Source organism: Lysobacter sp. Root983 (assembly GCF_001429345.1).
GTDB lineage: Bacteria > Pseudomonadota > Gammaproteobacteria > Xanthomonadales > Xanthomonadaceae > Lysobacter.
The window spans coordinates 393,884-419,337 of sequence record NZ_LMJO01000017.1 but is presented as its reverse complement, the minus strand read 5'-3'; the positions used below and the strand labels follow the sequence as shown (position 1 = coordinate 419,337).

The 25,454-nt window shown below is 70.4% G+C and carries 25 protein-coding genes and 1 riboswitch; of the genes, 9 read left to right on the top strand and 16 right to left on the bottom strand.

All coding sequences use genetic code 11. The features are described from left to right. Nucleotides 1-7: 7 nt before the first annotated feature. Nucleotides 8-346 (bottom strand): hypothetical protein, encoded by a 339-nt coding sequence (locus ASE43_RS17735; RefSeq protein ID WP_057161382.1) that lies wholly within the window; start codon nucleotides 344-346, stop codon nucleotides 8-10. 129 nt (nucleotides 347-475) lie between these two features. Here ASE43_RS17735 and ASE43_RS22935 point away from each other — a divergent pair, with 129 nt between their 5' ends. Continuing rightward, a complete protein-coding gene (locus tag ASE43_RS22935) occupies nucleotides 476-1,096 on the top strand; it encodes a GIY-YIG nuclease family protein (protein ID WP_057161381.1) in 621 nt (206 codons plus the stop codon). An 8-nt stretch (nucleotides 1,097-1,104) separates the two neighbouring features. Here the strand turns inward: ASE43_RS22935 and ASE43_RS17725 are convergent, their stop codons facing one another. After that, nucleotides 1,105-2,349 carry a sigma-70 family RNA polymerase sigma factor gene (locus ASE43_RS17725; protein WP_057161380.1) on the bottom strand — a complete coding sequence of 415 codons (1,245 nt, stop codon included), beginning with the start codon at nucleotides 2,347-2,349 and terminating at the stop codon, nucleotides 1,105-1,107. 5 nt (nucleotides 2,350-2,354) lie between these two features. Then, on the bottom strand, nucleotides 2,355-2,759 hold the full coding sequence (locus tag ASE43_RS17720; RefSeq protein WP_057161379.1) for a YciI family protein: 405 nt from the start codon (nucleotides 2,757-2,759) through the stop codon (nucleotides 2,355-2,357). Between the two features lie 261 nt (nucleotides 2,760-3,020). On the opposite strand from ASE43_RS17720, the gene ASE43_RS17715 reads away from it, so the two are divergent. Both ASE43_RS17715 and ASE43_RS17710 read left to right on the top strand, forming a co-directional pair. Then, complete coding sequence (locus ASE43_RS17715; protein WP_056172952.1) at nucleotides 3,021-3,284, top strand: hypothetical protein; 264 nt, start codon at nucleotides 3,021-3,023, stop codon at nucleotides 3,282-3,284. A gap of 77 nt (nucleotides 3,285-3,361) precedes the next feature. Continuing rightward, nucleotides 3,362-3,955, top strand: a complete 594-nt coding sequence (locus ASE43_RS17710; RefSeq protein WP_056172955.1) for an HAD family hydrolase — start codon at nucleotides 3,362-3,364, stop codon at nucleotides 3,953-3,955. 40 nt (nucleotides 3,956-3,995) lie between these two features. Here ASE43_RS17710 and ASE43_RS17705 read toward each other — a convergent pair whose 3' ends face one another. Beyond that, on the bottom strand, nucleotides 3,996-4,970 hold the full coding sequence (locus ASE43_RS17705; protein WP_057161378.1) for an alpha/beta hydrolase: 975 nt from the start codon (nucleotides 4,968-4,970) through the stop codon (nucleotides 3,996-3,998). Nucleotides 4,971-5,111: 141 nt separating this feature from the next. Here ASE43_RS17705 and ASE43_RS17700 point away from each other — a divergent pair, with 141 nt between their 5' ends. From ASE43_RS17700 to ASE43_RS17680, 5 genes are all read left to right on the top strand, one after another. Continuing rightward, the gene (locus ASE43_RS17700) at nucleotides 5,112-5,948 is read left to right on the top strand and encodes a helix-turn-helix transcriptional regulator (RefSeq protein WP_200943923.1); all 837 of its coding nucleotides are present in this window, start codon (nucleotides 5,112-5,114) and stop codon (nucleotides 5,946-5,948) included. Nucleotides 5,949-5,959: 11 nt separating this feature from the next. Then, nucleotides 5,960-7,105 carry a histidine kinase gene (locus ASE43_RS17695; protein ID WP_157500033.1) on the top strand — a complete coding sequence of 382 codons (1,146 nt, stop codon included), beginning with the start codon at nucleotides 5,960-5,962 and terminating at the stop codon, nucleotides 7,103-7,105. 360 nt (nucleotides 7,106-7,465) lie between these two features. Continuing rightward, entirely contained in the window at nucleotides 7,466-8,617 is a 1,152-nt protein-coding gene (locus ASE43_RS17690; RefSeq protein ID WP_056172970.1) for a histidine kinase, read from the top strand. Further along, nucleotides 8,614-9,396 (top strand): LytTR family DNA-binding domain-containing protein, encoded by a 783-nt coding sequence (locus tag ASE43_RS17685; protein ID WP_056172972.1) that lies wholly within the window; start codon nucleotides 8,614-8,616, stop codon nucleotides 9,394-9,396. Before ASE43_RS17690 ends, ASE43_RS17685 begins: the two co-directional genes overlap by 4 nt. A 125-nt stretch (nucleotides 9,397-9,521) precedes the next feature. After that, nucleotides 9,522-10,619, top strand: a complete 1,098-nt coding sequence (locus tag ASE43_RS17680) for a serine hydrolase domain-containing protein (RefSeq protein ID WP_057161376.1) — start codon at nucleotides 9,522-9,524, stop codon at nucleotides 10,617-10,619. A 169-nt stretch (nucleotides 10,620-10,788) separates the two neighbouring features. On the opposite strand, the gene ASE43_RS17675 is transcribed toward ASE43_RS17680, so the two are convergent. The 12 genes from ASE43_RS17675 to gcvP form a co-directional block, all read right to left on the bottom strand. Next, nucleotides 10,789-11,214, bottom strand: coding sequence for a hypothetical protein (locus ASE43_RS17675; RefSeq protein ID WP_057161375.1), 426 nt, complete (start codon nucleotides 11,212-11,214; stop codon nucleotides 10,789-10,791). A gap of 71 nt (nucleotides 11,215-11,285) precedes the next feature. Next, the gene (locus ASE43_RS17670) at nucleotides 11,286-11,783 is read right to left on the bottom strand and encodes an SRPBCC family protein (protein ID WP_056172981.1); all 498 of its coding nucleotides are present in this window, start codon (nucleotides 11,781-11,783) and stop codon (nucleotides 11,286-11,288) included. A 12-nt stretch (nucleotides 11,784-11,795) separates the two neighbouring features. Next, on the bottom strand, nucleotides 11,796-12,155 hold the full coding sequence (locus ASE43_RS17665) for a metalloregulator ArsR/SmtB family transcription factor (RefSeq protein WP_056172984.1): 360 nt from the start codon (nucleotides 12,153-12,155) through the stop codon (nucleotides 11,796-11,798). Nucleotides 12,156-12,273: 118 nt separating this feature from the next. Further along, complete coding sequence (locus ASE43_RS17660; protein ID WP_057161374.1) at nucleotides 12,274-12,909, bottom strand: DUF998 domain-containing protein; 636 nt, start codon at nucleotides 12,907-12,909, stop codon at nucleotides 12,274-12,276. Next, nucleotides 12,906-13,310: a hypothetical protein gene (locus ASE43_RS17655; RefSeq protein ID WP_057161373.1), complete on the bottom strand. Its 405-nt coding sequence runs from the start codon at nucleotides 13,308-13,310 to the stop codon at nucleotides 12,906-12,908. The genes ASE43_RS17660 and ASE43_RS17655 overlap by 4 nt, the downstream gene beginning before the upstream one ends. 87 nt (nucleotides 13,311-13,397) lie before the next feature. Further along, the gene (locus ASE43_RS17650) at nucleotides 13,398-14,165 is read right to left on the bottom strand and encodes a LytTR family DNA-binding domain-containing protein (RefSeq protein ID WP_056172995.1); all 768 of its coding nucleotides are present in this window, start codon (nucleotides 14,163-14,165) and stop codon (nucleotides 13,398-13,400) included. Continuing rightward, on the bottom strand, nucleotides 14,158-15,426 hold the full coding sequence (locus ASE43_RS17645; protein ID WP_056172997.1) for a histidine kinase: 1,269 nt from the start codon (nucleotides 15,424-15,426) through the stop codon (nucleotides 14,158-14,160). Before ASE43_RS17645 ends, ASE43_RS17650 begins: the two co-directional genes overlap by 8 nt. 163 nt (nucleotides 15,427-15,589) lie before the next feature. Continuing rightward, a complete protein-coding gene (locus tag ASE43_RS17640) occupies nucleotides 15,590-16,459 on the bottom strand; it encodes a hypothetical protein (protein ID WP_056173000.1) in 870 nt (289 codons plus the stop codon). An 18-nt stretch (nucleotides 16,460-16,477) separates the two neighbouring features. After that, nucleotides 16,478-17,983 (bottom strand): XVIPCD domain-containing protein, encoded by a 1,506-nt coding sequence (locus tag ASE43_RS17635; protein WP_056173002.1) that lies wholly within the window; start codon nucleotides 17,981-17,983, stop codon nucleotides 16,478-16,480. A 214-nt stretch (nucleotides 17,984-18,197) separates the two neighbouring features. Beyond that, complete coding sequence (locus ASE43_RS22390) at nucleotides 18,198-19,706, bottom strand: XVIPCD domain-containing protein (RefSeq protein WP_057161372.1); 1,509 nt, start codon at nucleotides 19,704-19,706, stop codon at nucleotides 18,198-18,200. Nucleotides 19,707-19,842: 136 nt separating this feature from the next. Further along, nucleotides 19,843-20,859 carry a sensor domain-containing diguanylate cyclase gene (locus tag ASE43_RS17625; RefSeq protein WP_057161371.1) on the bottom strand — a complete coding sequence of 339 codons (1,017 nt, stop codon included), beginning with the start codon at nucleotides 20,857-20,859 and terminating at the stop codon, nucleotides 19,843-19,845. 261 nt (nucleotides 20,860-21,120) lie between these two features. Beyond that, entirely contained in the window at nucleotides 21,121-24,036 is a 2,916-nt protein-coding gene (gcvP, locus tag ASE43_RS17620) for an aminomethyl-transferring glycine dehydrogenase (protein ID WP_057161370.1), read from the bottom strand. Nucleotides 24,037-24,135: 99 nt separating this feature from the next. Continuing rightward, nucleotides 24,136-24,287: riboswitch (glycine riboswitch) on the bottom strand. A gap of 294 nt (nucleotides 24,288-24,581) precedes the next feature. Here gcvP and ASE43_RS17615 point away from each other — a divergent pair. Next, entirely contained in the window at nucleotides 24,582-25,430 is an 849-nt protein-coding gene (locus ASE43_RS17615) for a hypothetical protein (protein WP_057161369.1), read from the top strand. The last annotated feature ends 24 nt before the right edge of the window (nucleotides 25,431-25,454 follow it).

Sequence of the window (25,454 nt, the reverse complement as noted above, 5' to 3'; positions counted from 1 at the left end):
CGCCCCTTCAAGCTACGGCGAACGGCGTCGGCACGTAGGAGGCCAGGTCGGCGCGGATGCCGAGCACACGCATGAACTGTGCGGGGTCGAAGCCGGCTTCGGCGTAGTGCCGCTGCATCGCGGCCTTGGCTGCGGCTAACGCTTCGGCGCTTTCCCATTCGACCAGGGTGGCGACGTCGTACTCGCCGCTGGGCCCGGTCCGGCTCAATACCAGGTTCTGCTTGCAGCCCGGCAGGGCGTCCAGGGCTTGCTGTGTGTAGCGCAGGCGTTCGATGAAGGCGGGCATCGCCGCGGCGGGCACGACGAAATGATCCAGGCGATAGACCGGGGAGACGGGCAGGGACATGCGCGATCCTTGACGTGGGGTGTCGGCCGCGACGGCCGGGCAGGCGCGCAGTCTGCGACCTCAAGCGAAGTTGAGGTCAACAGGCGGTGCGTCGCAGCGGATGCGCGCTTGAGGATTTAGGCTGTGGCGATGGCGTTCCTGTCCACCGGCGATCCCGATGTCACCCACAGCGCCAGCGCGGGGCGTTGCTATCTGTACGTACTGCCTTGCGCGTACGAGGACCTGCTCAAGCTGGGCTTCTCGCGCAGCCCGTTGCGCCGCCTGGGCGAGCTGCAGACGCGCTACTACGAAACCTTCGATCTGGAGCGCGCGTTCCTGGTCGAAACCGAAACCGTGCGCGACGCGCGCGACCTCGAACTCAGCCTGCGGCATGCCCTGCGCGAACACCAGGCGCCGGCGCCGCTGCTGATCCGGCGCGAGGCCGCCGGCCACACCGAGTGGTACCGCGGCGCCTACGCCTTGCTGCGCGCGCAGGCCGATGCGCTGGGCGGGCGCGGCTATCGCGTGCATGCGCCTTTGCGCGCATGGCTGGCGCAGGACCTGTTGGCGCATTCCGATGCGCTCTACGCCTGGGCCGCGAGCGTGTTGGACGCCCTGGGCGGCGATCCCGGGCAACTGGATGCGCCGGCCCTCGCGGGCTTGCGCGCCAAGGTGCTGGACACTCTGGACGCCTATCCGGCCTTGGGCCTCGCCCTGGATGGACGCCTGCCCGAATCCTTGTACGACTGGCACCGCGCGCGCCGCGGCTGAGCGCGCGTCTAGGCCTGCTCGGACAACCGTGCGGCCTGCCGGCGCAGATAGTCGCGCTCCGGAATGCTGGCCGTGCGCACGGCCGCGCCGCGGTAGCAGGCGATCGCGGCCTCGCGCTCGCCGGCGCGTTCGTGCAGGTGCGCGCGCACCGCATCCAGGCGGTAATGACCGGCCAGGCGCGGGTCGGCGTCGAGCTCGCGCAGCCGCGCCAGGCCGTGCGCGGGGCCGTGAACCATGGCGGCGGCGATGGCGTGGTTGAGCGCGACCATGGGGTTGTCCGACATCCGCTGCAACAAGCCGTACAAGGCCAGGATCTGCGCCCAGTCGGTGTCCTCGTAGCGTTGCGCTTCGTCGTGCACGGCCGCGATCGCCGCCTGCAGTTGATAGGGGCCGACCGCGCCGCGCGACAGGGTGCGGCTGATCAGCGCCACGCCCTCGGCGATCGCGCGCCGGTTCCAGCGCGTGCGGTCCTGCGCCTCCAGCGGTATCAGTTCGCCGTCGGTCCCGCTGCGGGCTTCGCGGCGCGCGTCGGTGAGCAGCATCAGCGCGAGCAAGCCCGCCGCTTCGCCGTCCTGTGGCAGGCCGCGTTGGACCTCGCGCGCGAGCCGGATCGCTTCCTGGGCCAGATCCTCGCGCTGCAGGCGCTCGCCGGCGCTGCTGACGTAGCCTTCGTTGAAGATCAGGTACAGCACGTGCAGCACGCTGGCCAGGCGTTCGCCGCGTTCGCGCGGATCGGGAATCTCGAACGGCACGCCGGAGTCGCGGATGCGCTGCTTGGCGCGGCTGATGCGCTGGGCCATGGTCGCCTCCGGTACCAGGAAGGCGTTGGCGATCTCGGCCGTGCTCAGGCCGCCGACCGCGCGCAGGGTCAAGGCGATCGCCGATGGCGGCGTCAGCGCGGGATGGCAGCACATGAACAACAAGATCAGCGCATCGTCGTGGCCGACGTCGGCGGCGTCGGGCGCGGGCGCCAGCCATTCGTCGTCCGGCGTTTGCCGCAGCGCCTCGGCCTCGCGCCGTCGGCGCGCGAGTTCGCTGCGGATATGGTCGGTCATGCGCCGCGCCGCGACCTGGATCAACCAGGCGCGCGGATGCTCGGGCACGCCCTGCTGCGGCCATTGCGTGGCCGCGGCCAGCAGCGCCTCCTGCACCGCGTCCTCGGCCGCGGCGAAGTCGCCGTAGCGGCGCACCACCGCGCCCAGCACCTGCGGCGCGAGGCTGCGCAGCAGGTGTTCGGCGGGGGCGTTGGACACGGGGTTTACGAGGCCTCGCACGCCGAATGGTCCATGACCTGGCGCACCTCGACCGGCAGGTTCAGCGCCGCGCCGCCGGGACCGGGGCCGGCCGACCAGCGCGCGGCAATCTCGTAGGCGCGCTGGGCGCTGTCGACGTCGACGATCAGATAGCCGGCCAGGAATTCCTTGGACTCCGGGAACGGGCCGTCGGTGACCGCCGGGCTGCCGTCGGCGCGCGCGTGCACCATCGTCGCCGCCTCCGGGCCGGTCAGGCCCTGGACCTGGACGAATTCGCCGGCTTCGACCAGGTCGTGGTTCATGCGCCGCAGGTACTCCATATGCGTGTTCACGTCCTGCTCGGGCCACAGCTCCATCCGCGACACTTTCCAGTCTGCGTTCGGGAAGGTCATCATCAGCATGTACTTCATGGCTAGGTTCCTGTCGTTGGCGGCGCCCGGAATGGGCGCTGGCATGAAGTAGTCGGAGCAGGGGGCGGCTGCTCTACATGCCGGCGAAAAATAATTTCGGCCATCTTAGGGGGCGGCCGGGTTGCGTTCACGTGGACCGTTCGGGGGCGTTACTAGGGATGGGGACTCAGGCCGGACCACGGCCGGCCCCACCGGCGCCGGCGCCTTGCGCAGGCGGCCGTTCCCGCTCCCACAGGCGGAGCCCAACGCGAGAGGTGCCACATGCCCGTACTCGGCGCAGTAACGTTCACCCTGAAGTCCGGCAAAGTCTGCGGCCCGTACAACGCGACCCGCGAAGTCGCCGACAACTACGTCGACGTGACCAAGGGCGGCAAGGACTATCCGACGCCGCTGGATTTCAACAAGTTCAAGACCGTGGCCTCGCTCACGTTCAAACCCGGCGTCGGCGGCGCCACCACCTGGACCAGTTGGACTTACTTCAACAACGGCCAGTGGGCGGTGGACCGCTTCACCAACCTGGCCTGAGCCGGTCCGATTCGCGCGCCGGCGCGGGCGCCGCCCGCTATGCTGCGGTTCCCTCATCGCAGGCGAACCGCAGCCGCATGAATCTGGCGCTCTTCGATTTCGACGGCACCATCACCGATCGCGAACTGTTCGCCGATTTCGTCGCGCGCGCGGTGCCGCCGCAACGCTTGCGCCTGGGGCGCTGGCTGTTCGCGCCGATGGTGTTGGGCTACAAGCTGGGCCTGGTGTCGGGCAGCACGATCCGCGCGCGAGTGGCGCGGTTCGGCTTCCAGGGCTTGGACGCCGCGCAGGCCGAACAGGCTGGGCGCCGCTTCGCCGACGAAGTGCTGCCCGGCGCGATCCGGCCCGGTGCCTTGCAACGCATCGCCTGGCATCGCGAGCAGGGCGATACCGTGGTGGTGGTCTCCGGCGCCTTCGACCTGTATCTGCGCCCTTGGTGCGAACGCCACGGCCTGGACCTTCTCTGCTCCAGTCTGGAAGTCGAACACGGCGTACTGACCGGCCGCTACCGCGGCGCGCAATGCGTGGGTCCGGAAAAGCCGCGCTGCGTCGGCGAGCGCTACGACCTGTCGTCTTACGCGCAGATCTACGCCTACGGCGATACGCGCGAAGACCTGGACATGCTGGCGCTCGCGCATCGGCGCTGGTACCGCTGGCAGGAAATGGCCTGAGCGGCGGCGCCCCGGTCTTGCCGGGACGCCGCGCGGGCGCTCACACCGCATCCCACAAGCGCAGGGCTTCCTCGGCGACCACGTCCGGGCGTTCTTCCGGCCAGAACAGCTTGCTGCCCTCCAGGCGGCGGGTGCCCTGGTAGCGGCCGAAGCTGCGTTCCAGGTGCTCGGCGCCGGCCGGCGAGAAGATCGTGTCGCCCATACCCCAGACCACGCGCACCGGCGCGGTGCTGCGCTTGAGCGATGCGCCCACGCCTTCGAGCACGTTATGGTCCAGCGCGACCGCGTAGGCGTGCACGCGCGCCTTGCTCTGCGCCGAGGCCAGCAACGGCGAGAAGTAGGTGTCGATGGCTTCGTCGCTAGGGTTGGACGGGTCCAGGTAGCACATGCCGCCGATGCCCTCGGACGAGCGCGCCAGACGGTGGTCGGCATGCCAGGGCGCCAGCCACTGGTCGACGAACTTGCCTTCGCGCGACAGCGCGATCACCGGCAGCATGGCCGCGGGCGGGCATTCGATCTCGGTGTCGCAGTTGGTCAGCAGCAGCGAACGCACGCGTTCGGGATGGCGCGCCAGCAGCAACTGCGCGACCGCGCCGCCGCTGTCGCTGGCGATCACGTCGGCGCGTTCGATCGACAGGCGATCCATCAACGCCAGCAGCATCTCGACCTGGGCGTCCGGGGCCACGCTCTGGCCGTCGGCGACTTCGGTATGGCCCAGGCCCATGAAGTCCGGCGCCACGCAGCGGCGGTAGGGCGCCAGGCGTTCGATCGCGCCGCGCCATTGGAAGCTGTTGAGCGGAAAGCCGTGCAGGAACAGCGCGGCCGCGCCGCGGCCGCGTTCGACATAGGCGATGCGGCCGTAGCGGGTGCGCGCATAGCGGCGCGCGGCCTTGAACGCGGCCGCGTTCAAGGGGCCGGTCGCGGCCGGCGCGGCCGCGGCCAGACCGACGCTGGTGGCGAGGGCGCCGGCGGCGAGTGCGCCGGTGGAGAGAGCGAGAAAGCGCCTGCGGTTCATGGGGTAGCTCCGTCGAAGGACCGTCCTTCGTTGGCGCAAATGATTGGTGCTGGAGGTCATGCCCTCAATGTCGTCGCAGGTCATGCTTCCATGACCTGGCAGGTCATGGTTTTCGCTACCGGGCGTCGTAAGATGCAGGCGATGGATACAGCCGTCGCACGCCTCACCCCGTCCGCCGCGCCGACCCAGGTCGGCGCCCTGCTGCGCGAATGGCGGGCGGCGCGGCGCTTGAGCCAGTTGGACCTGGCCTTGGACGCGGGCCTGTCGGCGCGCCACCTCAGTTGCGTCGAGACCGGCAAGGCCCAGGCCAGCCGCGAGGTGATCGCACGGCTGGCCGATGCGCTGGAGATGCCGCTGCGCGAGCGCAATGCGCTGCTGGTCGCGGCCGGCTACGCGCCCAAGTACCCGGAGACCGCGCTCAACACGCCCGAGCTGTCGCAAGTACGGCGCGCGATCGAGTTCATCCTGGCCCAGCAGGAGCCGTACCCGGCCTTCGTGCTCAACCGGCGCTGGGACGTGCTGATGGCCAACGCCGCCGCGATGCGCGTGAACGCCTACGTGATGCGCGGCAAGCCCAGCGCGCACGCCAACATGATCCGGCAGTTCTTCGATCCCGAAGACCTGCGCCCGGCGGTGGCGAATTGGGAGGAGGTGGCCGGCGACCTGATCCGCCATCTGCACGACGAGGTCGCGGCCGCGCCCGGCGATGCCGCCGCGCGCGCCCTGTTGGACGAAGTGCTGGCCTATCCGGGCGTACCCGCGCGCTGGCGCCATCGCGACCTCGGTGCGACGCCGACGCCGCTGCTGACCACGGTGCTGCGCCGCGACGAACACCTGCTGCGGTTCTTCTCCACCATCACCACTTTCGGCACGCCGCGCGACGTCACCATCGACGAGTTGCACATCGAGTGCTGCTTCCCGGTCGACGACGCCACCGCCGAGCTGTGCCGCGCGCTCGCGCGCGACGCGGGCGGCTAGCGGAGCGGCGCGTGGATCGTACGGCGTCCCTGGGCGGCGAACTGCGCGATCCGATGGCGCCGCCGAGCTCGATCGGCAGTGCTTTGCAGGCCACGCCGATGTCGCCGTACTGGCTGCCGGTGCTGGTCGGCCTGCCCTTGATGGCATGCACCGTGCTGATGGCCTTGCCGGTATTCGGAAGCGAGCAGGCGATGTATTTCTGGGGCGCTTTCCTGCTCTGCAATCTGTTCTGGATGTGGCCGCTGACCACGATTCAGGACACGATGCGCCGCAGCGGCTCGGCCAAGTGGGCGATGGCGCTGGTGCTGCTGGTGGTCACGTACCTGATGTCGGTGGGCAACAACCTGGCCTGCGCTGCGATCTCGCGCGCGCGCGGCTGGCCGCCGGACTATCCGCTGGACTGGAGCGTGCTGCTCACCGGCTGCGACATCTGCTGGCTGGTGATGATCGCCTACTGCATGGTGCATGCAGGCACGGCCTACTACAGCGAGTTGCAGGAGACCAAGGCGCGCAACCGCCAGGCGCTGGCCTTGACCCGCGAGGCCGAGTTGCGCGCGCTGCGCTATCAGCTGCACCCGCATTTCCTGTTCAACACCCTCAACGCGATCTCCAGCCTGGTGGCCGAGGACCGCAGCGGCGACGCGCGTCAGATGATCGCGCGCCTGGCCGAGTTCCTGCGCGCCACCCTGGAAAGCGGCGATCGCCACGAGGTCGCGTTGGCCGAGGAGCTGGCGCTCACCGAGACCTATCTGGAGATCGAGCGCGCGCGCCTGGGTGCGCGCCTGCGCCTGCGTTGGAGCGTCGGCCCGGACACCCTGCGCGCGCGCGTGCCGGCGCTGCTGCTGCAGCCGCTGGTGGAGAACGCGATCCGCCACGGCATCGCCCCGCGCACCGCGCCGGGCCAGCTCGAGATCCGGATCGAGCGCGACGGCGACCGCCTGCACCTGCACGTGGGCAACGACGGCGCCGGCGAGACCCGGCCGTTCCAGTCCGGCCGCGGCGTCGCCCCGCTGGGGCTGCGCAACATCATCGAACGCCTGCGCGCGCTGTACCCGCAGGCGCATTCCTTCGCCGCCGGCGGACGCGCCGACGGCGGCTACGAAGTGCGGCTGTCGCTGCCGTTCCGGGAAGCCGGGGCGGCCACCGTGGCCGGCTGAACGCGGCCCGCCGCAGTCGCGCCCAGGGCCGAGACGGCACGGCACCGGCGGCCGGCGCACCGGCGTTTCGTCCCGCCGCACGCGCCTACCGCTTCGTCGCAAGAGCGCGTGCGCGCGCTGGCCGCGTGCCGCGCGCTGAGGCCCAATAGAGCCTCGCTCGAACCGGCATCGCCGTTCCGTCACGCGTCCACGGCGCGTCGGCGCCGTTTCGAGCGCCTATTGCGTTGCCAAGGACGGCGACTCTTTACTGCCGCTCCGCCGGCCTGCGCGCCGGCACACGAACGGCACATCGGGCTTGGTCGCGGGCGACATACGCTGGAGAATCGGCTTGCCGCTACGTAACGACCTGCCGAACCCGACATGACCACCCCCGCCGCGATACCGGATTCAAGCGCCGAGCCGGCCTCGGCCGATACGCCGGCGCAGGAGTCGCCCGGTTCGGGACGGCTGTGGCTGTCTCTGTTGGCGCGCCTGCTGTTGGGCGTGTGCACCCTGCTGATCGCGCTGCCGTCGCTGGACGACCCGCACGAGACCGCCTACTGGGCCACCTTCCTGCTCGCCAATCTGATCTGGATGTCGCCGCTGACCGCGATCCAGCACCTGTTCTGGCGGCGCGGCATCTCCAAGTGGACGATGGTGATCGCGTTGCTGGCGATCACCTACGTGATGTCGGTGCTGAGCAACCTGGCCGCGCACTGGATCGCCAACACCCAGGGCTCGGAATTCCGCGATCCGACCAACTGGACCTTGATCTTCGGCGGCGTCGGCGGCTGCTGGCTGGTGCTGATCGCGTACTGCGCGATCCAGTCGGTGATCACCTATTACGCCGATCTGCAGGACGCGCGCGAGCGCAACCGCCAGGCCCTGGTGCTGGCGCAGGACGCCGAACTGCGCGCGCTGCGCTACCAGATCAACCCGCACTTCCTGTTCAACACCCTCAACGCGATTTCGGCCCTGGTCGCCGAGGACCGCAATCGCGAAGCGCAACAGATGATCACGCGCCTGGCCGGCTTCCTGCGGGTGACCCTGGACGGCGCCGAGGGCCACGAGGTCGCGCTGGCCGACGAGTTGGCGCTCACCGATACCTATCTGGAAATCGAGCGCGCGCGCCTGGGCCAGCGCCTGCGTCTGAAATGGAATATCGGCCCGGACACGCTGCGCGCGCGGGTGCCGGTGCTGCTGCTGCAGCCGCTGGTCGAGAACGCGATCCGTCACGGCATCGCCCAGCGCAGCGAGCCGGGCCGCCTGGACATCCGGATCGAACGCGAGGGCGACCGCCTGCACCTGCACGTGGGCAACGACGGCGCGCCCGCGCCCGCGGCCTCGGGAGAGGAATCGCGCCGCGCCGGCGCGATCGGTCTGCGCAACATCGCCGAACGCCTGCAGGCGCTGTACCCGGATGCCCATAGCTTCGCCGCCGGTGCGCGCGCCGACGGCGGTTACGAGGTGCGCATGTCGCTGCCGTTCAACGAGGCACCGGCGGCGCTGGTGGTCAAGGAGACTGAAGCATGATGCGAGTAGCGGTAATCGACGACGAACCCCTGGCCCGCAGCGGTGTGATCGCCCGCTTGGCGACGCAGCCGGACATGCAGGTGGTGGGCGAGTTCGCCGACGGCACCTCGGCCCTGGCCGGCATCGTGGCGCTGGCGCCGGACCTGGTGTTCATCGACGTGCAGATGCCGGGCATGACCGGCCTGGAAGCCCTGGCGGCGCTGTCGCCGGAGCAGCGGCCGTTGGCGGTGTTGTTGACCGCCTACGAGAACTTCGCCGTGCGCGCGTTCGAGCTGCACGCGATCGACTACCTGCTCAAGCCGATCGACGACGAGCGTTTCGCCGAAGCGTTGGAACGCGCGCGCCAGGCCCATCCCTATCGGCGCGCCGGCACCCAGCCGCCGGGCACGCTGGCCGCGCCCAGCGCCCACCACGACGACGACGAGAGCAACTGGCTGACCCGTTTCGTGGTGCGCGTGGGCCGGCGTGTGGCCTTCGTCGAAGCCTCCGAGGTCGAATGGATCCAGGCCGACGGCGACTACGCGACCCTGCACGTGGGCGATCGCGGCTATCTGCTGCGCGAATCGATGGGGCGCTTGTCGCGCCGGCTCGATCCGGCCCAGTTCGTGCGGGTGCACCGATCCACCATCGTGCGGGTGGACTGCGTGGCCGAACTGCAGCCGCTGTCCAACCGCGACGCGATGCTGCGCTTGCGCGACGGCACCCCGGTGCGCGCCAGCCGCACCTACATCGAGCCGCTGCAGGCACGCCTGCGCGGCCGCGCGGGCTTCGTCGGCTAAGCGACCCGCGGCGCGCCGCAACCGGGCGCGCCGCGGCGGTATCTCCGGTTCCGACCTTGGCGCTCGCGCCAAGCCTGGGGGCGGGCCGCATCGGCGGCCGGCGCCCGTTCGCACCGGAGCCGCGCATGAAATCCTGGATTCTGAGCTTGGTCCTGCTATGGCCCGCGGCGAGCGCCGGGCAAGCGCAGGCCGTCGCGCCCACCCTCGACGCCTTCGTCGCCGACTACGCCCGCAGCCACGACTTCAGCGGCACGGTGCTGGTCGCGCGCGACGGCAAGGCCGAGTACCTGGCCAGTTTCGGTCTGGCCAATCTGCCGTTCCGCGTGCCCAACACCCCGCGCACGCGCTACAAGATCGCCTCGATCACCAAGACCTTCACCGCGGTGCTGATCCTGCAGCTGCGCGATCAGGGCCGGCTCGATCTGGAGCGCAGCATCGCCGCCTATCTGCCCGATTACGCGGGCGAGGGCGCGCGTGGCGTTCGCCTGCGGCAACTGCTCAACCACACGTCGGGCCTGAACAATCTGGACACGGTCAAGGACGCCCAGACCGCGATCCGCGACGGACTGCCCGTGTACCAACTTCCGCACAGCAGCGATGCGCTGTTGTCGCGGTACTGCGCGGGCAAGTTGGTGGCCGCGCCCGGCACCGTCTTCGACTACAACAACTGCGACTACATCGTGCTCGGCAAAATCGTCGAGCGCGTAACCGGGCAAAGCTACGAGCAGGCGCTGCGCGAACGCATCCTGCAGCCGCTGGGCCTGGCCGACACCGGGCTGCTGCGCCAGGACCGCATCGTCGAGCGCCTGGCCGATACCTACTTCGGACGCGACGGGGCGGGCGCGATGACGCCGGATCTGCCCGCCTATCCGGAGAACTGGTACGCGGCCGGCGCCATGTACTCCAGCGCGCAGGACCTGGCGACGTTCGCCGACGCGCTGTACGGCGGTCGCCTGCTCAGCGCCGATTCGCTGCAGCGCATGCTGCGCCCGGGCCTGGACGACTACGGCTATGGCCTGTGGAGCTATGAGATGAAGATCGGCGGCCGCAAACTATGGGTGGCCAAGCGCCCGGGCCAGATCATGGGCGCGCGCAGCCAGCTGTTGCGCGTGATCGAGCCGCGCATCAGCGTGGTGCTACTGAGCAACGCCGGCAGCGCCGATCTAGACGAATTCGTCGCCGAGATCGCCCGCCGCGCGGGCGCGCAGGCGCCGTCGCATTGAAGCGGCCGGGCGCGCGCGCAGCCGCGCGCCCGAAGGTTTTCTCTTGGAACTTGCGTGCGCGCGGCACGTCGCGGATCGGATGCCTAGTGCACGCGACCTTCCCGAGCATGCGCGGCTCTACTGCTGCGTGCGTCGGCGCGAAAGGGCGGGGACGCAGGGCGACCCGCGATCAGCGGCGGCGCGCGTACAGCCAGCCGCCGATCAAACAGCAGGGCAGGCCGGTCAGCGCGACCAGGATCGCGTACCAGGCCGGCCCGAACTCGGGGCCGCGGCCCCAGGTCGCGACCACGCCGGCGATGCCGAACACGGTGCCGATCAGGCCCAGCGCCCAGACGTGCGCCATCGGCCGGTACGGCGCGAGGCGCGCGCACAAATAGCCGCCGAGCACGGTGTAGACCGCGCGATAGCCCAGCGCGAGCAGCCACAGGCCGGTGCTCATCGGCTGGAACCAGGCCGGAAACACGCCGCTGGCGTGCAGGATCACGTCGGTGACGGTGGACAGCAGCATCACCGAGAGCAGGCCCAGCAGCACCGCGACGATGCTGCGGCCGGTGCGTCGCTGGGGAACGGCGGGATGGATGGTTTGAGCATTCATGGCAGGACCTTCGCGCTGCGCGCGCTGGATTGCGGCGGGAGGACGCGGGCGCCGCGCGCCCGCGCGTGGGATCACGGTGCGGTCGCGGCCGCGCCGGCCAGGAAGGCGTCGAGCTGGTCGTAGCCGGCGGCGATGCCCTGTTCCATGTTGCTGGCGAGCGCGCCGTCGCGCGCTTCGCGCGAGGCGTAGACCACGGTGGTGACCAGGGTGGTCTTGCCGTCGCGTTCGCTCAGCACCGCGGTGCCCACGGTTTCGCCGCCGGTCCAGTCCATGTCGAAGCGTTCGCTGCGCACGATGCGTTGCGGACGCTCGATCTCGCGGTGCACGCCGCCCATGCCCATCTCCACGCCTTCCGGCCCGCTCCAGACGTAGCGGTAGGCGCCGCCCACGCGCAGGTCGACCTCGCAGACGGTCAGGGTCCAGCCGTCCGGGCCGTGGAACCAGCGCTTGAGCAGTTCGGGTTTGGTCAGGGCGTCGAACACCAGTTCGCGCGGCGCATCGAACGCGCGCGTGATCACGATGTCGCGTTCGCCGGGGGCGGTGACGGAGAGGGCGTTGTGGGCGTGCATGGGCGTAACTCCTTAGCGTGAGCGTTTCTTGGTGGGTTTGGGCGCCTGCTCGGCCTGCAATTGGACGAGCAGCGCATCGAGGCGCTGATAGTTCTGTTCCCAGATCCGGCGGTAGTGCTCGAGCCAGACGTTGGCCTCGGCCAAGGGCTGCGCTTCGATCCGGCAGGGGCGGCGCTGCGCATCGCGGCCGCGGGTGATGAGGCCGGCGTGTTCGAGCACCTTGAGGTGCTTGGAGATCGCCGGCTGGCTCATCGCGAACGGCTCGGCCAGTTCGGTCACCGTGGCCTCGCCGCTGGCGAGGCGGGCCAGGATCGCCCGTCGCGTGGGGTCGGCCAGGGCGGCGAAGGTGGCGTCGAGACGCTGGGTCTGCATTTATATAACCTAGAAGTTATGTAACTTGAAGGTTATATACATCCGCGCAGGTCAGGCGTCAAGTGCCGATTTTGCGAATTCGCGTGAGCGGGGCGCGGCGCGCGGGCGCCGTATCGCCTCAGGCGCGCGGTTCGGGCGCGCGCAGGCGCCGCGCCAGGTACCAGGCCGCGATGCCGATCGGCGGGTAGATCGCCAGGGTCGCCAAGCGCTGCAGCAGACCGGTACAGGCGCGGGTGTCCAGTCCGGTCCAGTGCGCCATGAACGGGATCAGGGCGAGGATCCACAGATTGGTCGCCAGCAGATAGCGCTTGATCGCGCCGCTGCGCTCCAGCGACCACAGCGCCAGGATCATGAAGGAGGGAAACAGCAGGATGCCGATCATCAGCGGCCCCGAGCCATGACGCGGGTGCGGCAGCGGGAAATACGCGGCCTTGATCGAGACCACGGCATTGATGAGCAGGGCCAGGGTCACCAGCGCGATCGCCAGCGGCGGGCGACGGAGCCGGCGCAGCGCGTCGGCGATACCGGCCGCGCCGATCAGGGTGGCGATGCCGGTCAGCACCGCGCCGCTGTTGAAGATCCACGGCAGCGGCGCGCTGTGGGAACCCAGCGTGCTCGCGGCCTGGCGCAGGAAGCTGTAATCGGGAAAGAACGGCGCGGCGATCAGTTGGGTGGCGTAGTAGACGAAGGGCACCGCGATCGCGCAGGCGAGGGCGGCCCGCAGGCCTGGCCCGGGCCGCGCTTGCGCGCTCATCGCGCCGCCTCGATGCTGGCGGCCAGCGCGGTGTCGGGCTGCGAGGATTTGCAATCGGGGCCGCTCGTGGCCGGATGCTCGTGCTGACCGACGCACAGGTCCAGCGCCATCGGCAGGCCGACGATCTCGCGGCTGTCGCCGACCGTCATGCTGAAGCGCTCGAACGCCAGCTCACGGCAGTCCGGTTGCCGCGGCGCGCACTCGCGCGCGAACAGCGCGTAGTGGCAGCGGCCGCTGTCGCTGGCGATGCATTCGAAACGTCCGATCCCGGCTTGCACGCGGGTGCGCGCATGCAGGGTGTCGTGGCCGTTGCTGGTGGCGCGCGCGATCAGGGTGCTGCCGCCGGTGTCGCAGCCGAGCAGGGCGAACAGGAAATAAGCCAGAGCGATCAGATTTCGCATGCGACACCTCGAAGAGTGGACGAGCGCCGCCGACACGCGACCGGGTCGCATGGGCGTTGCTGCGTTTGGGAACGGCGGGGCCTGGAACTACATGTGTCGGAACAGCGCCATGAACGGCTGGCTCACGCTCAGCGTTTCCGGGCGTTGCTTGAGTCGTACCGTGCCGCGGCCGCTGTCGTCGCGCACGATCGCGGCGATCGCCTTCAGGTTGACGATGGTCGAGCGGTGGATCTGCTTGAACACGTTCGGGTCCAGCACGCCCAGCAGTTCGCGGATCGGCGTGCGCAGCAGCGCCTCGCCATCGGCGGTGACCACGGTGGTGTACTTGTGGTCGGCGCGGAAGTAGACCACGTCGTCGACCAGGATCAGGCGGGTTTCGCGGCCGGCGCTGGCGGTGATCCAGGTCAGCGGCGGCGCCTCGGGGCGCGGCATCTGGGCGCCCAGCTGGCGCAGCAGATCGGCGAGCGCGGCGCTGTCGCCGCCGCTGCCGGCCACGCGCGCCTGCAGGCGCTGCACCGTCGCGGCCAGGCGCTCCGGCGCGATCGGCTTGAGCAGGTAATCGATCGCGCCGCGTTCGAAGGCATCCACCGCGTACTGGTCGTAGGCGGTCACGAACACGATCCGGGTCTGCGGGCTGGCCTCGGCCGCGGCGGCCGCCACTTCCAGGCCGCTGAGCCCGGGCATGCGGATATCGAGGAAGGCGACGTCGGGCTTGTGCTCGGCGATGGCCTCCAGCGCTTCGGCGCCGTCCTCGCAGGCGGCGGCGATGTCCAGCTCCGGCCAGGCCTGGGCCAGCAGATCCAGCAGGGCCTGGCGCAGCAGCGCTTCGTCTTCGGCGATGACGGCCTTAGCCATGACGTGCGTCTCGATCGAAAGCGGCGGGGACCGTGATGGTCGCGGCCACGCCGTTGGGGAAGTTGGCGACCACGGCCAGCGACGCGTCGGCGCCGTAGACCAGGCGCAGGCGTTCGCGCACGTTCTTCAGGCCGATGCCGGTGCCGCCGGGCTGGGCGCCGAAGCCTTCGCCGTCGTCGGCCACGGTCACCGCGACCGCGTGGCCGTCGCGGCGCGCGAGGATCCAGACCATGCCGCCGCCGCTGCGCGGTTCCAGGCCGTGCTTGATCGCGTTCTCGACCAGGGTCTGCAGCATCATCGGCGGCAGCGGGGTCTGGCGCAGCGCGTCGGGTACCTCGATCTGCACGGCCAGGCGCGGGCCCATGCGGATGCGTAGGATCTCCAGATAGGCCTGCGCGCGCTCGAGCTCCTGGCCCAAGGTCGACAGCGCGTCTTCGGTGCGCGGCAGCGAGTGACGCAGGTACTGAATCAGATGGCCGAGCATCTCGTCGGCGCGCGCCGGATCGGTGCGGGTCAGGTACTGCGCGCTGGCCAGGGTGTTGTAGAGGAAGTGCGGTTCGACCTGCGCGTGCAACAGGCTGAGCTTGGCGACGGTGAGTTCCTTCTCGGTCACGGTCTGGGCGACCGCGGCCTGCTCGTTGCGACGGCGCTCGGCGACGCGGCGCGCGATGGCGCGGGTGATCGCCTCGGCGTTCTCCAGATTGGTGCCGTCGTCGACCCGGAACCAGTCGCTCCAGGCGCCGCTTTCGGGCTCGCAGACCAGGGTGACGCTGCCGCTGCCGTCGCGCGGGGCGACCAGGGCTAGGATCTGATTGCGCGGCACGCCGAACCAGTTGAGCGGGTTGTAGCGGCCGAGGGGTCGGCGGCCGTAGGTGTCGGGGCGACGCACCTTGGCGCGCACCTGCAAGCTGTCGCGTGCGCTCTCGATTTCTTCGCTGCGCGGCAGTTCGCGGATCGCGGCGTCGAGCAGGTCGAAGGCTTCGCCGGCCTCGAACGGCACCTCGATCTGGCGGCGCTGGCGATTGGCCAGGGCGCTGCCGTCGATGTGGCCGGCGATCAGGCGCACCCGCCGCAGATGCGAGAACGCGCCAGTGATCACGAACGCAGCGACGATCAGTCCGACCAGGAACACCGGCCAGGGATCGTTGTTGCCGTAGCTGCCGTCGACGCTGGGCAGCGCCGACCACGCCAGCGCCAGGATGAAGAACAGCACCGTCCACGCGGCGATGATGCGGACTAGGAAGAACAAGCTCTTGATCACGGTGCGGCCCGGCTACGTCGTTGCAGGCAAGCATAGCGACGCCCCGCGCCAGGGCCAGCGGCGCGCGACGAAAGCGGGCGTGGGACGACGAAACGGGGCGCCGCGGGTGCCGGGCGCCGCAGGCGCGCCGTTCGACGCGCCTGCGATGGAACTGGGCGGCTCGTTACTTGCCGAGCACGTAGCGGTCCTGCGGGTCCGGGCAGCTCTCGTCGCGCGGCGGGCAGGGCCACAGCTTGCGCGGCAGGCTGTCGCGCACCTCGAAACGATCGCCGTTCCAGATCACGAAGCCGGCGTGGGCCTTCATGCCGCCCTGGAAGCCGCGCGTGTCCTTGGCCGGCAGCGGCCGCTCGGGGTCGGCTTCCACCACCCAGCGCAAGGTCGGAGCGACGGCGGCGCGGCTGTCGTCCAGCGCGATCGGATTGGCGCCCAGCGCGCGGTAGCGGTCCAGGCGTTCGCGGCCCAGGCTCAGCTCCGGCGCGCGCAAGCTGGCGGTGACATCGACCGGCGCCTTGCCCGCGGCGACGAGATAAGCGCGCAATCCGCTATCGGCGAACTCGGCCTGGGGCCGCGCGCAGGCGCGTCGCGCCGCCGCCAGATCCTCGGTCGACTCGGTCTGCACCGTGGCGACGCTGGCGCAGGGCATGCGCATCTGCACGAGATAGCCGGCGCTGCCGCGGCGGCGGCCCTCGAAGCTGCGCACCCACAGGCTGTAGCGGGCGCCGTTCTTGTCGGCGAGCAGGTACTCGGTGCGGTCGCCCGTGCCCGGGACGCTGCGCAGATAGACCTGCGCGGTCATCAGGCGGTGGCGCAACTGCTTGGGCAGCAGCACATCGCGGGTCGGCAGCGCAGCCACGAACGCGACGATGGCCTCCGGGGCCGCGGTGTAGCGGCCGTTCTGGATCACCGGCCCGCTGACCGGCGAGAACCCCGCCAGGCCGGTGCTGCCGGCCTTGCTCGTCGGCGCGGCGGCGCCGACGGTGGCGCACGCGCTCAACAGCGCGGCGGCGAGCAGGATTTTGGAACTGGGGGGCACAGGCGAACTCCTCTACGGTTACTGGTGCGCGCGCCGCGGCGCTTCCTGCTGCTGCGTGCGCTGTGGATCTTCCAGGGCCGGCGCGGGCGCCGCCGGCTGGTTGCGATTGATCGTGTCTAGGCGATTGAGGCTGGCCTCCGGCGTGGCATGGGTGGCGACGTCCGCCGACACCGCCACGCGCGCGGCCGCCGGATCGCCGGGCCGGCCCTGGACCATGAACAAAGTCTCGCCGGCGGCGCGCGTGGCGGTGGCGTTGTTGGTGGCGATGGCGCTGATGTCGGACAGATGGGCCTGCTTGGCCTCGGCCAGCAGATGCAGATTCACGCCTTCGTTGTTGCGGTCGTAGGGCGGGCCCAGCGCGCGCACGTGCCCGTCGATCTGGGTGTACAGGCGGTGGTCGGCGTGGCCGGGATCGCGCGGATCGGACGCGGCGCGGCCCTGGCCGTTCGGGGCTTGCTCGGCGGGCGCCTGCGCGCGCTCCTGCTGCTGGCCCGGCGCGACCGAGGTCAACACGTACTGCCAGCGGGTCTGGTCCGGATTGGCGCGCACCGTGTCGATGAAGGCGGTGTGCTCGCCGCCGCCGATGGTCTGGCAACCGGCGGAGTCGGTGTTGGTGTTGCTGCCGCGATGGATCTTGAACGAGTTGTTGAGATCCTGGACGCCGTTCACGTCGCGCGAGTCGAACCAGCCGTCGGCATTGGTGTCGCGTTCGACCATGTTGGCGCCGTTGCGCACCGCCTCGTCGGAGGGACGCAGCGAGAACTCGCGGCCGCTGCGGGTGTGGCCGTTGCTGGCATGCTCGGTGCGCACCATCTCGACCGTGCCCTCGGCCAGACGGCCGATGTCGCGCACGCGGTCGCCGTTGACGTCGTCGCCCTCGATCTTGCGCGTGCGCACATCCTCGTAGCCGGGCGAGGCCGCCAGCCGCGGCGCCTGGCGCTGGGTATCGGCGTAGATGCGGTTGCCGTCGCTGCCGGCGTGGTGGTCGTACTGCGCGGTGGGTTCGGTGGTGGCGTGGTTGAACTCGCGCGCGTGGCGGCCGCCGTCGGCGTCTTTCCAGACCACGACCAGGCGGTCGTTGAACTCGCCGCGTCCGTTATTGTCGAGGGTGGAGTTTTCGTTGCGCATGCCCAGGATCACGCGGTCCTGCGTGCCCAGGGCGTCGCGCGCGGCCTGGGTGCCGCGCGCGCCGATCACGCTGGCGTAGACGTCGTACTGCTGCGCCTGCGACAGGTTCTGGGTTTCGGCGTCGGTCGGGAAGCGCGGCGCCGCGGTCGCGCCGCGCAGGCGGTCCAGGGTCGGATTGAGCGCGGTCGCGTCCTCGGCCGAGAGCGCGTTCGGCGCACGCAACGCGGTCAGGTGCTCCTGGCCGCGCACGGCGACGTAACGGTCCAATGCCTCCTGCACCACCGCGTCCTGGTTCAGACGCAGCGCGTCCAGACGGGCGGCGGCTTCGCGGTTCTGACCGCGGTTGAGCATGCCGACAACTTCGTCGGCCGAGGCGTTGATATCGAGTTCGGGCATGGGAATTCCTTTTCCGATTGAGCGGGCGTAGCAGGTCGTTACGGGTTCGCGTGAAGACGCCCCGTGCCGTTCGGAGGCGTTTCGGGGCGAGGTTAGCACTGGTGCGTGTCGCGAGGCAGTGCGGGCGTGGCCCGCCTGCTCGCGTCGATCGCCTACCCAAGTACGTCGCGCCGGCCAGGCCGGATGCAGGGGGCCAGACCCGGCGCCGCCGGCGTCAGCCCATACGGCGCGGCGAGGCGTCCTGGCTGTGCGCCTGCTCCGGCCCGGGGGGCTGCGGCGCGGCCCGATTGAGTTCGTCCAGACGCGCCAGGCTGGCCTGCACGGGCGTATTGGCCGCGACCTCGACCGAGATCGCCACGCGCTGCGCGCCCGGGTCGCCGGGGCGGCCCTGGAGCAGGAACAGGGTCTGGTCGGCGGGCACCTCGCCGTTGGCCCGGTTGGGCACCAGGCCGTCGGCCTGGGTGATGTGGTGGGTCTTGGCCGCGGCGAGCACGCTCAATCCGATCGCCTCGGCGTTGCGCGCGTAGTCGCCGCCGAGCGCGCGCAGATGGCCGTCGATCTGGCCGTGCAGGCGATGATCGGCGTGGCGCGGGTCGGAAGGATGCAGCGACGGCGCCTCGTCATGCGCGTCGGCGCGCCGCCCGCCCTGCGGCTGCGCGCGTTGCGGCGGCGGCGGTGGCGGCGCCACCGAGGTCAGCACGTACTGCCAGCGGGTCTGGCGCGGGTTGCCGCCAGCGGCGGTGATGAAGGCGTCGTACTCGCCGCCGCCGATGGTCTGGCAGCCGGCCGAATCGGTGTTGGCGCTGCCGCCGCGGTGGATCTTGAAGGTGTCGTTCAAGTCCTGCCGGCCGTTGACGTCGCGGGCGTTGAACCAGCCGTCGGCGTTGGTGTCGCGCTGCACCCGGTTCTGCCCGGCGGCGACCGCGGCGGCGGTCGGGCGTAGGGCGAATTCCTCGCCCGGGTTGGCGCCGTAGGTCGGATGGGTGTCGGCCTTCATCTCGGTGGTGCCTTCGGCCAGCCGGCCGAGGTCGCGCACGCGGTCGTTGTTGACGTCCTCGCCCTCGATCTTGCGGCGGTCGACGTTCTCGTAGCCGGGCGAGCGCGCCAGGCGCGGCGCCACCTGGCCGCCGCTTTCGGCGATCAGGCGCGTGCCGTCGCTGCCGGCGTGGTGGTCGTATTGCGCGCTGGGTTCGGTGTTGGAGTGGTTGAACTCGCGCGCGTGGCGGCCGCCCTTGGCGTCCTTCCACACCACCACGATGCGGTCGTCGTATTCGCCGGCGCCGCGGTTGGCGGTGCTGCGGGTGTCGTTGCGCATGCCCAGGATCACGCGGTCCTGCGTGCCCAGCGCGTCGCGCGCGGCCTGATCGCCGCGCACGCCGATCACGCTGGCGTAGACGTCGTACTGCTGCGCCTGCGACAGGCGCGCGGTCTCGCGATCTTCGGGGAAGCGCGGCGCGGTGTGGCCGGCCGCCAGCAAACGCCCCAGATCCTCGCGCGGCGGCGTGACCGCGCTCATGCCCGGCATCGGCAGCAGGGTCATGCCGTAGAGGGCGGTGATCGGACCGGCCGCGCGGGTGGCGACGTAGCGGTCCAGGGCTTCCTGCACCACCGGCGGCTGATCGCGGCGCAGGGCGTCGAGACGGGCGACGGCGTCCACCCCGCGACCCTGATTGAACAAAATGGCGACCTGCTCGGCCGAGGCGTTGATATCGAACTCGGGCATGGCGGAACTCCTTGTCCTACGGCCGCGCCGCCAGCGGCGCGCCCCCTGTGGCGCCGGGGCCTTCCCGGGGCCTTGGCGGCAGCCTAGCACCGCGGTGGGGCGTGCGCAGCGCGGCCCGGGCCCTGCCGCAGTCCGCTCAGCCCGGCTCGCCCTTCTTGCGGCGCTTGGCGCTGTACATGGATTGGTCGGCCTTGTGCAGCAGCTCGCCCAGGTCCTCGCCGTCGTCGGGATAGATCGCGCAGCCGATGCTGGCCTGCAGCGCGATGCTGCGGTCGTCGAATGCGAACGGCGGGTCCAGCGATTCGGCCAGGCGCTGGGCCTGGGCGAAGGCGCCGTCGCGGTGCTCGATGCCAGGCAGGATCACCCCGAATTCGTCGCCGCCGACGCGGGCCACGGTGTCGCCGCTACGCGCGCTGCGGCGCACCCGCGCGGCGAACTCCACCAACGCCGCATCGCCGGCGCGATGGCCCATGCGGTCGTTGACCGGTTTGAGTCCGTCCATGTCGAGGTTGAGGATGCCGATGCGGCGCCGATCGCGCTGCGCCTGCGCCAGGCAGTGACGCAGGCGGTCGTAGAACAGGGCGCGGTTGGGCAGGCCGGTGAGCTGGTCGTGGGTGGCCTGGTGGAACAGCTCGTCGGTTTCGTAGCGGGCAGCGTGGTACATGGCCGCGCCGATCAGGCCCGACATCAGATCGAGCATGCGCAGGTCGTCGCTGTCGAACGCGGACGGCGCGGCGCCCATCACCTTGAGCACGCCCACCACGGTCTGGTGATGTTTGAGCGGCACCACGATCATCGAGCGCAGGCCGACGCTGCGGCAGGCCTCGCGGTCCACGCGCGGGTCGGTCTCCGAATCCTCGCAGTTCAAGGGCGCGCCGACCGCGACGCAGGCGCCGGACAAGCTGGCCGCACGCCGCAGGCGCAGGCCCAGGCTGGGCTCGGCGATGCCGGAGGCGGCGCGATACACCATGTCCTCGCCTTCGGCCAGTTCGACCACCGCGCCGACCGCGCCGGTCAGGATCTGCGCCCGTCGCGCGACCAGGTCCATCACCCCGCCCAGGTCCAGGCCCAGGCGCGCGATCTCGGTCTGGGTTTCGATGACTTGCAGCAGGCGCGCGGCGTCGTCGGCTGCGGGCGTTTCGACCGCGCTCATGGGCGGCTCCGGCGGAGAACCGGTATCAACATAACGCGTGCCGATGACAGCCGGGTAGGCGGAACGGATCGCATCGCGGCGAGCGCACACAAGGTGCGCATTTGTTGTGCATTTTTCATGAGGGGCGAACCGGTATGGCCTCAGCGGCCGGGCCCTGTCGCGAAACCCAGCCGATACATTCAGCCGCGACTCCGTTCGCCATGGTCGCGCGGCGCGGTCGCCGCGTCGCGACCGGCCCGCGGGCCGGTCGCGCTTTACAGCTTACGCTTCGGCTTCTTCCTTGTAAGCGTCCACCGGGATGCAGGCGCACATGACGTTCTTGTCGCCGTAGACGTTGTCCACGCGCGCGACCGGCGGCCAGTACTTCTGCAGCTTCAGGCTGGGCAGCGGGAACGCGGCCAGCTCGCGCGGGTAGGCGTGGGTCCACTCGCTGGCCGAGACCGCGGTGGCGGTGTGCGGGGCGTGCTTGAGCGGGTTGTCCTCGCGGTCCAGCGTGCCTTGCTCGACCGCGCGGATTTCGTCGCGGATCTGGATCATGGCGTCGATGAAGCGGTCCAGCTCGTGCTGCGATTCGCTTTCGGTCGGCTCGACCATCAGGGTGCCGGCGACCGGGAAGCTCAGGGTCGGGGCGTGGAAGCCGAAGTCGATCAGGCGCTTGGCCACGTCCTCGGCGCCGATGCCGGTGGCGTCCTTGAGCGGGCGCAGGTCGAGGATGCACTCGTGCGCGACCAGGCCGTTGCGGCCGGTGTAGAGGGTCTCGTAGTGCGGGGCCAGGCGCTTGGCGATGTAGTTGGCGTTGAGCAGCGCGACCTGGGTCGCGCGGCGCAGGCCGGACGCGCCCATCATGGTGATGTACATCCACGAGATCGGCAGGATCGAGGCCGAGCCATAACTAGCCGCAGACACCATGCCCACTGCTTTCTTGCGAGAAGTGCGGCCATGGATGGCCGCTGTTTGATTCTCGCCGACAGGGATGTCGGCATAAGTACCTGGCAGGAACGGCGCCAGGTGCGATTTGACCGCGCAGGGGCCGACGCCGGGACCGCCGCCGCCGTGCGGAATGCAGAAGGTCTTGTGCAGGTTGAGGTGCGACACGTCCGAGCCCCACTTGCCGGGCTTGGCCACGCCGACCAGGGCGTTCATGTTGGCGCCGTCGGTGTAGACCTGGCCGCCGTGGGCGTGGACGATCTCGCAGATCTCGACCACGTCCTCCTCGAACACGCCGTGCGTGGACGGGTAGGTGATCATCAGCGCGGCCAGGCGGTCGCTGTACTTCTCGGCCGCGCGGCGGATGTCCTCGACGTCGACGTTGCCGTTGCTGTCGCACTTGGTGACCACGACCTGCATGCCGCACATCTGCGCCGAGGCCGGGTTGGTGCCGTGCGCGGATTCCGGAATTAGGCAGATGTCGCGGTGGCCTTCGTTGCGCGAGCGGTGATAGGCGCGGATCGCGAGCAGGCCCGCGTATTCGCCCTGCGCGCCCGAATTGGGCTGCAGGCTGACCGCGTCGTAGCCGGTGCACTCGACCAGCATGGCTTCGAGTTCGTCGATCAGCTGCTGGTAGCCCACGGTCTGATCGGCCGGCGCCAGCGGATGGATGTTGCCGAACTCCGGCCAGGTCACCGGGATCATCTCGGCGGTGGCGTTGAGCTTCATGGTGCAGCTGCCCAGCGGGATCATGGTGCGATCCATCGCCAGGTCCTTGTCGGCCAGGGCGCGCATGTAGCGCAGCAGCTCGTGCTCGCTGTGGTGGGTGTTGAACACCGGATGCTGCAGGAACGCGCTGCTGCGGCGCAGGCCGGCGGGCAGGGCGTCGGCGGTGGCGGCGTCGAGCGCGTCGATGTCGTCGATGCGCGCGCCGAACAGCGCGGCCAGCTGCGCGACTTCGGCGCGGGTGGTGGTTTCGTCCAGGCTGATGCCGACGCGGGCCGGATCGCCGCAGTAGTTGAGGTTGATGCCGGCCGCGACGGCCTTGGCGCGCAGGGCATCGGCGTCGACGCCGACGATGTCGAGGGTGTCGAAGAAGTCCGGACCGACGGTGAGGCCGGCCTGGCGCAGCGCGCCGGCCAGGATCGCGGCCAGGCGGTGCACGCGGCGCGCGATCCGGGTCAGGCCCTCGGGGCCGTGGTAGACGGCGTACATCGAGGCCATCACCGCCAGCAGCACCTGCGCGGTGCAGATGTTGGAGGTGGCCTTCTCGCGGCGGATGTGCTGCTCGCGGGTCTGCAGGGTCAGGCGGTAGGCGGGCTTGCCTTCGGCGTCGATGGACACACCGATCAGGCGGCCCGGCATCGAGCGCTTGTAGGCGTCGCGGCAGGCCATGAAGGCCGCGTGCGGACCGCCGAAGCCGAACGGCACGCCGAAGCGCTGGCTGTTGCCGACCACGATGTCGGCGCCCCATTCGCCGGGCGCGGCGATCAGGGTCAGGGCGAGCAGATCGGTCGCGACCGCGACCAGACCGCCGCGCGCGTGCACGGCGTCGGCCAGGGCCTTGTGGTCGCCGATCTGGCCGCGGGTGTTGGGGTATTGCAGCAGCACGCCGAAGCTGTCGCTGTTGAGCGCTTCGCCGTCGTCGCCGACCTGCAGGTCGATGCCCATGGCCTCGGCGCGGGTGTGCAGCACTTCCAGGGTCTGCGGGTGCACGTCCTTGGAGACGAAGAACAGGTTGGACTTGGACTTGGCCGAACGCTTGGCCAGGGTCATGGCCTCGGCCGCGGCGGTGCCTTCGTCCAGCAGCGAGGCGTTGGCGATCTCCATCCCGGTCAGGTCGGCGACCATGGTCTGGAAGTTGATCAGCGCTTCCATGCGGCCCTGCGAGATTTCCGCCTGATACGGCGTGTAGGCCGTGTACCAGGCCGGGTTCTCGAGGATGTTGCGCAGGATCACGTTCGGGGTGAGCGTGCCGTAGTAGCCCTGGCCGATGAAGCTGCGGAAGACCTGGTTCTTGTCGGCGACGGCGCGGATCTTGGCCAGCGCCTCGACTTCGGTCATCGGCGCCGACAGCGCCAGCGGCGCGGGCGACTTGATCTTGGACGGCACGATCGCATCGGTCAGCGCTTCCAGCGAGTCGTGGCCGACCGTGCGCAGCATGTGCGCGATCTCGGCGTCGTTGGGGCCGATGTGACGTTCCAGGAAGGCGTCGTGGTGCTCGAGGTCGCGCAGAGAGGCTTGGGTCATGGCAGGGGCGTCCGAAGGCTTAGGAAGGGGCGTTGCGGCCCGTCGGCCTCACGGCCAACGAGCGCTCGCGGGCTCGCGGCAATGCCGCTCGAAAGCCCCGCTCGCCCCTCTGTCCTTTTGCCTGAGAGTTTGGAAGCGCGCTGCGCAACAGGCAGCGGGGGGAGGGTCGCTCCTGTACGGCTCGCTTCGTGCCCCTTCGGCGCCGGTTCCGTCCGATGATCCGGACGGTCGGTCTCTCCAGAGTTTTGTACACGCGGCGGTATAGGGCCTGAGCGATTACGGGCGTTGCGCCTTCGGCAGCGGTCGACGCCCTTGCGGGGCCGGCCGGCTTCTCCCACCGCGTGTTTCAAGCTCGGGATTATAGCCCGATGCCGGCGCCGGGTCAGGAGGCGGCCGGTTCAGTTTGCGGCGATCCGCCGTACCATGGCGGCTTCGTCGTTCGCGGGCCGTCGATCGTCTATGCAGGCATGCCAGGGGGTAGGGATCCGGGGGGCCGCGACACGTCCACGCGCCTGCCGCGCGCCGGCGCGCCGGAGCCGGACGCCATGAGCGACGGTTCGGGCGGCCCCGGTTCGCCGCGGGCCAAGCGCAGGCGCCGTCGCGGCGGCCAGGGCGACGGCCAGGGCGCGCCCGCGATCGAGACCTCGCCCCAGGCGGACCGGCGGCCGCTATCAGCCGAAGCCGCGCTGGCGCGCGAGGCCTGGGCGGTACGCGCCTGGCGCCGCATGCTGCGCGAGCCCAGCCTGGGCTTGAGCACCGGCTATGTGCTGGTGTCGATGATCGGGCTGTGGGCGAACTACTGGTTCTACCGCCAGTTCGGTCTGCCGATCCTGGAATACATGCAGGCCAGCGACTACCTGGTCGCCGGCCTGCGCGATCCGGGCTACGCGCTAGTGCTGGCTTTGTCGGTGACGATCTCGTGGCTGGTCAGCTGGCCGGAGATGTACCGCAAGCAGCACCCGCGCCGGGTGCGCGAACTGCAACGGCGGTGGTGGGGGCGCTTCGTGTTTCCGCAGTCGGACTGGTTCCGCTGGACACTGCTGAGATTGAAGCCGGAGACCGGCATCGCGATCGTGGTGTTCATGGGCATGGCCTTGAGCACTTGTTCCTACGTGATCGCCAAGGCCAATCGGATCCGCGACGAAGGCGCCGGCCACGCCGTGCGCGTGACCCTGGCCGGCGCGGCCGCGCCGTTGCCGGGGCAGGCGCGCCTGCTCGGCGCCAGCAGCGCCTACGTGTTCCTGTGGTGGCCCGGCGCGCGCCGCGCCGAAGCGGTGCCGATCGAAGGCGTGGGCCGCCTGCAGGCACTGCCGCGGTCGCGCAAGCGCGATGCCGCGCCCGCGAAGGCGCCGCTGCCCGCAACCGCGCCTGCCGCAACCGCGCCTGCGTCTTGAACGCGAAGGCGCGATCGCGACGGC